The 8077-nt window shown below is 62.4% G+C and carries 7 protein-coding genes; 5 read left to right on the top strand and 2 right to left on the bottom strand.

The annotated features are described in order from the left end of the window. Both AC1DT2_RS11540 and AC1DT2_RS11535 read left to right on the top strand, forming a co-directional pair. Positions 1-639 (top strand): ComF family protein (locus AC1DT2_RS11540; RefSeq protein ID WP_477296313.1); only part of this gene is annotated, 639 nt, incomplete at its 5' end. A 10-nt stretch (positions 640-649) separates the two neighbouring features. Further along, complete coding sequence (locus tag AC1DT2_RS11535; protein ID WP_477296312.1) at positions 650-1951, top strand: DNA-processing protein DprA; 1302 nt, start codon at positions 650-652, stop codon at positions 1949-1951. 34 nt (positions 1952-1985) lie between these two features. Here AC1DT2_RS11535 and AC1DT2_RS11530 read toward each other — a convergent pair whose 3' ends face one another. Further along, positions 1986-2609, bottom strand: a complete 624-nt coding sequence (locus AC1DT2_RS11530; protein WP_477296311.1) for a phosphatase PAP2 family protein — start codon at positions 2607-2609, stop codon at positions 1986-1988. Between the two features lie 91 nt (positions 2610-2700). On the opposite strand from AC1DT2_RS11530, the gene AC1DT2_RS11525 reads away from it, so the two are divergent. Beyond that, positions 2701-3627, top strand: a complete 927-nt coding sequence (locus AC1DT2_RS11525; RefSeq protein ID WP_477296310.1) for a M14 family metallopeptidase — start codon at positions 2701-2703, stop codon at positions 3625-3627. Here AC1DT2_RS11525 and AC1DT2_RS11520 read toward each other — a convergent pair. Next, positions 3624-4817 (bottom strand): glycosyltransferase, encoded by a 1194-nt coding sequence (locus AC1DT2_RS11520; RefSeq protein ID WP_477296309.1) that lies wholly within the window; start codon positions 4815-4817, stop codon positions 3624-3626. The genes AC1DT2_RS11525 and AC1DT2_RS11520 overlap by 4 nt on opposite strands. 438 nt (positions 4818-5255) lie before the next feature. Here AC1DT2_RS11520 and AC1DT2_RS11515 point away from each other — a divergent pair, with 438 nt between their 5' ends. Continuing rightward, a complete protein-coding gene (locus AC1DT2_RS11515) occupies positions 5256-7439 on the top strand; it encodes a penicillin acylase family protein (RefSeq protein WP_477296308.1) in 2184 nt (727 codons plus the stop codon). Between the two features lie 20 nt (positions 7440-7459). Next, positions 7460-8077, top strand: a 618-nt coding sequence (locus AC1DT2_RS11510) for an amidohydrolase family protein (protein ID WP_477296307.1), incomplete at its 3' end; no start/stop codon positions are given.

Below are 8077 nucleotides of genomic sequence, written 5' to 3'. Positions count from 1 at the left end.
GAGATAGATAGAAGCCTGCTTGTTGCAGCCAGGCGCTTCGTGAGGCAGAGCGAGTTGCCTCTTGAGCTCAGGAAACAGGTCATTACGGAGGCACTTCCGATCTATTGCGCCGCCTGGAAACTGGATCGCGCCACCCTGCCGCCTGCGTTGAAGGGGGAGGTTGGCCGCACGCTGTCGCGCTGGGGCGAACCGGTCTGGGGCGCACTCGTTGAGCAGGGAAAGGCCAGCGGGCGCTTCAGTGATGAGTTGGTGGACGCATCAGTGGAGCTGTTGAGGAATCGATGGCCGGAAGCAAGGGATCTCGGCTGGGTGACATGCGTCCCATCTCTGAGACATCCCACGCTGGTGTCGGATTTCGCGCGAAGACTTGCCGCTGGGTTGGGTCTACCTTTCGTTCCCGCTGTTGAGAAGTCGCGTGATACTGATGCTCAGAAGGCAATGGAGAACCGGTTTCATCAGTGTGGCAATCTTGACGGTGCCTTTCGCATCCATGACGGAGATGCCGTGACGGGGCGGGTACTGCTGGTCGACGACGTTGTCGATTCAGGCTGGACCTTGACCATCGCGACCGCGCTGCTGCGGCAAGCGGGAGCCGAGGCCGTGTATCCTTTTGCCCTCGCCACAAGCGCAACGAATTGACGAAGGCGACATGACCCTGCCCGCAATCAGCCCAGATACCGAAACCGTCCTGCTTTTGTGTGGAAGGTTCGGCGGCGAGCGGGCGGAATCGCACAAACCTCTTTCGACCCGGGAATATGCCGAGTTCGCGAAGTGGTTGAACTCAAAGGGAATGCGTCCGTCAGATCTGATGACGGCCCGGGGTGCGTCGGCACTCAACGCCGTGAGCGAGGCGCGCATCGCCAAGGAACGGGTCGAAGCTCTCCTTGGGCGCGGAACGGCCATGGCACTCGCCGTGGAACGTTGGAATCGCGGCGGTCTATGGGTTATTTCGCGCGGAGACATTGAATTCCCGTGGCGATTGAAGCGGCGATTGAAACACGCGGCTCCGCCCCTCCTGTACGGTGCAGGCGACCCGACGTTGCTGGACGTAGGCGGTTTGGCCATCGTGGGATCCCGAGATGCCTCCGATGAAGGTCTCGCATTCACCCAAGACGTGGCTCGAGCCTGCGCGAACGATGGAATTTGCGTGGTATCCGGTGGAGCGCGCGGAGTCGATGCAGCTGCGATGAGCGGAGCCGCCGACGCAGGCGGGTATGTCATCGGTGTGCTTGCGAACGATTTGCTCAAGCAAAGTCTTGCCCGAACCTGGCGTGCTCCCCTCCGTGAAGGGCGCATAGTCTTGATCTCCCCTTTTCATCCTGAGGCAGGTTTCAGTGCAGGCGCGGCCATGGGACGTAATCGCTTCATCTACGCGCTCTCAGATCGCGCGCTCGTTATCGATTCCGCATTGTCTAAGGGAGGTACGTGGGAGGGGGCCGTGGAGAACCTCAAGAATGCCTGGGTGCCCCTTTATGTGCGGTCTCCCGGCGAGGGTGCTGGAAATACTGCACTTATTGCTGAGGGGGGGCGTATCTTTGATCGACAGAGCCTCAATGGCGCTGGTCTGAAGGCGGCGTTCGAGAGGGAGGAATCGGCGAACACTGGGCTCAGTGTGCCCAATGGGCCCCAGGCGTCACTCCTTTCCAATCCCAGCGTTCTCTCGCTACGCGACGGCGATGGACAATCCAATCCGGATTTGTTCGTGCGCGAGGTTCTGGAGACCGACCTTTCAGGCAAGCGCGCTGCAGCGGAGCTGTATGAGTTATTTCTTGTGCACCTGGTCGGTCTACTGAAAAAAGAGACTCTTACCGCAGAAGTCGTGGCTGAGCGGCTAGGTCTGCAAACTGGGCAAGCCAGATCGTGGTTAGAGCGCGCGGTGAAGGACGGTCTTGTTGGGAAGCACGGCCGGCCCAGTGTGTATGAATTGTCGAGCGGCGAAGGGACGGGTTGATCGGACGATCGTGACGTCGCGGCATATGGCTTGATTAGTCGAAATGCTTGATAAATCCCACCTGGAAGCCGCCGGGAAGCAGGCTGAGGATGAAGGGCGAGTTCCGGCGTGAAGACCAGATGCCGAAGCCGGTGCCGATCGCCGCGCCCGCGAGTACGTCGGTTTGCCAGTGACCCCGGGTCTTCATGCGCGCGACCATGTCGTAGGCAGGGAGCAGGGCGAGGGCGTAGACCATGGGGTTGTCTTCGCCGTAGCGGACGATGAACGGCGTGACGGCCGCCGAGATGAGGGTCACTTCGCCGCTCGGGAAGCTGTTGTTCTTCTTTCCACTGGAAAAGAACTTGTCCGGGTCATCCGTCTCGGAAGGGCGCTGCCGCCGGAAGCCCAGCTTGAGCACGTCCGTCGTCGCACTGGCCAGGACCACCGAATCCACTGAACGCCAGAGCGTGTCGCCGAACTCGCTGTTGTCGCCCAGTAGCAGGGCGCCGCCGAAGACCGTCACGGCAGTCGCGCCCGCGAGGATCTTCTGGTTGCTTCGTTTCCAGATGCCACTGTTGTCGTAGTGGAGGCGGTGATCGATCCCCAGTGGCCCACCGCCAGCGGTTGCGGAGGCGGATGCCGTCAATGCGAACAGGAATACCCACGTTTTCAGTGCCATGGCCCCGTCTCCCCGAGAAGTCGGCTGACACGCCGACTTAACAGGAGTCTAGGCATACAAGCTTACGGATACCTGATCTATTATCCGGCCCATGACCACATCACAGTCCTACCCCATTGGCACGCCCGGGCAACCCTGGGGCGCTCCCGAAGTCGCCGGCTGGCGTTCGCGCCAGGTAAAAAGCCGTAGCTACGCCGACGATGTCGTGACAGCAATCGACGCGCTGCGTCACCGCTTCGACGTCAGTGGTTACGGCGTGCTGGACTACGTGGAAGGGCAGTATCCCTTGCTCGCGATCCGGAGCCGGGAATGGCGCGATGACCTTCCCGTTCTACTGGTAACGGGCGGCGTGCATGGGTACGAGACCAGCGGTGTCGAGGGTGCGCTTCAGTTCGTACGCGACCACGCCGACGACTATGCCGGCCGCGCCAATGTGCTGGTGCTGCCCTGCGTCAGCCCCTGGGCCTACGAGCGCATCCAGCGCTGGAATCCGGACGCCATCGATCCAAACCGCAATTTTCGCGAGGACAGTCCGGCTGCCGAATCGGCAGCGTTGGTAGGTCTTCTGGCGCCACTTGCCGATAAGGTGCTTGTGCATATCGACCTGCATGAAACCACCGACTCGGACGAGTCGGAATTCCGTCCGGCGGTCGCGGCGCGTGATGGCAAGGAATACGAGCCCGGCGAGATTCCGGACGGATTTTACCTCGTAGACGATTCGTTCAATCGCCAGCCAGAGTTCCAGGAGACGGTTATCGAAGCCGTGGCTAAGGTGACCCACATCGCCCCTGCGGACGAGCACGGGGAGATCATCGGATCACCGGTCGTTGCGCACGGCGTCATCGAATACGACCTGAAGAAGCTGGGTCTGTGCGCTGGCATCACCAATGCGCGTTACGTCACGACGACCGAGGTCTATCCGGACAGCCCGCGAGCTACGCCGCAGCAGTGCAACGATGCACAGGTGGCGGCGGTGCGGGCGGCGTTCGATTACGCCCTGGCGTATCCGGAAGGCTAATCTGTTCCGGTGATGACGGGAGGCCGCCGGCCGGTCGCGTCGCTCCTCGCCCGGGAGCGCGATGCGACATCGGGCTCAATCCCGCGGGCGACCGCAGGCCTGACGCGCCCTTTCAGTACGTCATGCTCGAGCCGGCGCACTACTTCGGCTCCGTTCGCAGCAAATGCCCCCGCGCCCATCGTGCGTTCCACATACTCCCTCGCGTTCTCGCCGAAGACTTTCAGCATCTCCGGGCGCGCGATGAAGCCCCGTATCGCCGCGCCGATGCCGCTGACGATATCGCCTCCGAGCAGCGCGCCGGTTCGACCGGGCTGGACACTTCGGCGCAGCTCGCCCACCGGCGTCGCGACGATCGGTAAACCTGCCGCCATGGCCTCATGCGCCCCGATGCACATACCCTCGTAAACGGAAGGCTGAACGTACAGGTGCAGGCTTTGCAGGTAGGCAGGAATGTCGGAAACCCAGCCGACCAGCCTGACCTTGTCCTGCAAGGCGAGCGACGTAATAAGGTTCTGCAGATCGTCGCGAAGCGGTCCGTCGCCCGCAATCGAAACGTCGAGCCGATCGTAGATGTGCGGATCGTCGCTGCGGATGCGATCCACCGCGCGAATGAGAAGGTCGTAGTTCTTCTGCGGATGAAGGCGGCCGGTGCTGCCAATCCGGAGCGGGCCCGTTCCATCCCAGCGTGGGATCGGTGTCGTCGGAGAGGCGGGATTGAACACCGGCCAGATCGCTATCCTGTCTTTCTCGACGCCCATCGAATCTTCAAGGTATAGCGCGACGTCGCGCGAGTCGGCAATCCATAACTTGCAGCGGCGCTGGTTTCGGCGAATGTGCGCCTTCGCGTCGGAGCTGTGCTTCCAACTCACGACAGGAATACCGAACATCCCGGCAACGATCTGGCCGACACGCGTCGCCTGGCTCAGCGAGGTCCAGATCAGGTCAGGTGGGGATGCACGCACCGCTTTGGCATATCTGTAGATGCTGCCGAACTTTGAAGCCTCGTGGTCGGACAGAAGCGTATAGGGAACGCCCGCCTCGATCAGCCTCGGCTCGGTCAGGCGATCGCGAGGCTTGAGCGCGAAGACATGAATGTCATGGCCGAGATCCATGATCACCTTGGCGATGTCCGGAATGATGAATTCGGCACCGCCACCTTCAAGGCTCGTAACTACGTAATGAATGCGCATAGGGAGTCCGCGATATCTTGAGGGGGTGAGTGCGGCCGGATCGCACTTCTGCTCGCCTGCGCTGAGCCCTCGGTCGCGAATGACTCCGCCGTTTACAGTCTGGTCATTCGAAACTACGCGGCGTAGGTTTCATGCAGGTTTCGTGGCGCGTGACTTTCGTGGGAAATGTTCTCCCTGTCGATGTGTTTGACACTATTAGACGGGGACATTGGGTGACACGAGCGCGTAAGCGAATACTARGGTGCCCGCAAAGCGCTGCCTGGAAGGCCTCGGGAGGCAGTGCGGCATCGACGCCGCCGCTTGCATCATCGTCTCGAGCAAGCGGGTAGTGAGGTTTTCGGTGAACGATCCTCATGAGAAGTTTCGCATCCCGGCTTGGCTATACTCCGACGTTATGTGCCCAGGGGGCACGTCTCGTTGGTTGCCAGGGGAGATCGGATGCGCGCACGTCGCCTGCCATTGTCCATGTTCGTGGTGCTCGCACTGGCGGGAGGAGCCGCACACGCCGCCGACGACACCACCCGATGGAAACACGAGGCCCAGGCCGTCACCGTCCAGCGCGATGACTGGGGTATCGCGCATGTGCACGGCCACACGGATGCCGACGCCGTGTTCGGCATGGCCTATACCCAGGCGGAAGACGACTTCAATCGCGTAGAGACCAACTACCTGACCTCGCTCGGCCGCACGGCCGAAGCGGAGGGCGAGTCGGCCATCTGGCAGGACCTTCGCCAGAAGCTCTTCACCGACCCGGCGCAACTCAAGGCGATGTACGCGCGAAGCCCTCGCTGGCTGGTCGCGTTGATGGACGCCTGGGCCGATGGACTGAATTACTACCTCGCGACGCATCCGGATGTGCATCCACGTGTGATTACCCACTTCGAACCGTGGATGGCGCTGAGCTTCAGCGAAGGCAGCATCGGCGGGGATATCGAGCGCGTGTCGACGAGGGGATTGCAGGCCTTCTACGGCAAGGATCCGGCAGGCGCGCTCGCGCAGTTCACACCGCCTTCCAGTTGGGAGGAGCCGACCGGCTCGAACGGCATCGCCATCGCACCGAAACTCACCGCGAACGGACACGCGCTGCTGCTTATCAATCCGCACACCTCGTTCTTCTTCCGTTCCGAACTGCAGATGTCGAGCGACGAGGGCCTCGATGCGTATGGTGCGGTTACCTGGGGACAGTTCTTCATCTACCAGGGTTTCAACAAGCATGTCGGCTGGATGCACACCTCCACCGGTGCCGATGTCGTCGATGAATTCGCCGAGACCATCGTGCAGAAGGATGGCAAGCCGTTCTACCGCTACGGCAAGGAACTGCGCGCCGTGACCTCGCGCGAGATCGTCGTGCCATATCGCGCGGCGGACGGCACGCGCGCCGCACGCACCTTCACGGTCTATGCCACGCACCATGGTCCGGTCGTGCGCACGGAGGGCGACAAGTGGATCGCCATCGCCCTGATGAACAAGCCACTCGAGGCCCTGCAACAGAGCTGGCTGCGCACCAAGGCGAACGATTACGCGGCTTATATGAAGGTGGCTGAGCTCAAGGCGAACTCGTCGAACAACACGATCTATGCGGACGACAAGGGCAATATCGCCTACCTGCATCCGCAGTTCATCCCGAAGCGCGACGATCGGTTCGACTATACGAAGCCGGTCGATGGCAGCGATCCGGCGACGGACTGGCAGGGACTGCTGCCGCTGGACAAGGCGCCGCGTCTGTTCAATCCGCCCACCGGCTGGATATTCAACACCAACGACTGGCCGTACTCGGCGGCAGGTCCCGACAGCCCGAAGCAGGCCGACTTTCCGCGATACATGGATGCGGTGGGCGAGAATCCTCGTGGCCTGCACGCGACGCGCGTGCTCACCGGGCGTCGTGACTTCACGCTTGCCTCGCTGATCGATGCCGCGTTCGATTCTTACCTGCCGGCGTTCGCGCGGCAGCTGCCCATCCTCATTGCCGACTACGACGCGTTGCCCGCAGGCGACCCGCTGAAGCAGAAGCTCGCCGGACCCATCGGCTTGCTGCGGACCTGGGATTACCGCTGGGGTATTGCCTCCATGCCGACCTCGCTGGCCGTCTTCTGGGGCGACATTCTCTGGGACAAGGCCAGCAAGCTGGATTCGGAGGAGGGGCTGTCGGTCTACGACAGGATGGCGGAGAAGGCCGGTCCGCAGGTGCGCCTGAATGCCCTGGTCGAGGCCACCGACCGTCTCGAGCATGACTTCGGGAGCTGGGGCGTGCCCTGGGGCGAGGTGAATCGTTTCCAGCGCGTGGACGGTGCCATCGTGCAGCCCTTCGACGATGCGAAGCCGAGTATCCCGGTGCCGTTCACGTCGTCGCGGTGGGGCTCRCTAGCTTCGTTCGGCGCCCATCGCTGGCTGGGGACGAAGCGCTATTACGGCACCAGCGGCAACAGCTTCGTGGCCGTCGTGGAGTTCGGCGACAAGGTGCACGCGCGTGCGATCACGGCGGGCGGAGAAAGCGGGCATCCCGGGTCGCCGCACTTCAACGATGAAGCGGAGCGTTACACCACCGGCAATCTGCGGACGGTGTACTTCTGGCCCGAGGAACGGCAGGGGCACATCGAACGGACCTATCATCCGGGACAGTGATGAATCGATCAGGGGGCGGCATGGCTAAGTTGGCGGGGTGGGGCAGGGCGTTTGCATTCGCAGGTTGCATGACGATGGCCTGCGGTTCGTTCGCGGCAGAGCCATCGGCCACGTCAAAGCCGGCGGACCACCCCTGGCTGATCAAGGGCGATCGCGTCTTCGACGCAGGCAGCGAACAGACCCATGCGGGTTGGGTGGTACTCGTTCAGGGCGACAAGATTCTCGATGTCGGGCCAGCCGGGAAGATCGCCGCGCCAGCCGGTACCCAGACCATCGACTTGCCCGGCACGACCATCCTCCCCGGCCTCATCGACGCGCACTCGCACATCTTCCTGCACCCGTATAACGAGACGCCCTGGAACGACCAGGTGATGAAAGAGACGCTCGCCTTCCGCACCGTGGAAGCCGTGAAGCATGCTAACGACACACTCATGGCGGGCTTCACCGCCCTTCGCGATCTTGGCACCGAAGGCGCGGGCTATGCCGATGTAGACGTGCAGCGTGCCATCGATAAAGGCGTGATCCCCGGGCCGCATCTTTTCGTCGCCACGCGGGCCACGATCGCCGCCCATTGTTATGGGCCCGGCCCGCTTGGATTCCGCGACGACATGGACATTCCGCAGGGCGGCATCCCGGTG

It is taken from the genome of Luteibacter sp. P4_E6 (genome assembly GCF_056401535.1).
This window is presented reverse-complemented; position numbering and strand designations above follow the sequence as displayed.

What these genes read in the sequence shown, in the direction of transcription:
- AC1DT2_RS11535 (WP_477296312.1), top strand. Translation starts at nt 650, where the DNA reads ATGACCCTGCCCGCAATCAGCCCAGATACCGAAACCGTCCTGCTTTTG.
- AC1DT2_RS11530 (WP_477296311.1), bottom strand. Translation starts at nt 2,609, where the DNA reads ATGGCACTGAAAACGTGGGTATTCCTGTTCGCATTGACGGCATCCGCC.
- AC1DT2_RS11525 (WP_477296310.1), top strand. Translation starts at nt 2,701, where the DNA reads ATGACCACATCACAGTCCTACCCCATTGGCACGCCCGGGCAACCCTGG.
- AC1DT2_RS11520 (WP_477296309.1), bottom strand. Translation starts at nt 4,817, where the DNA reads ATGCGCATTCATTACGTAGTTACGAGCCTTGAAGGTGGCGGTGCCGAA.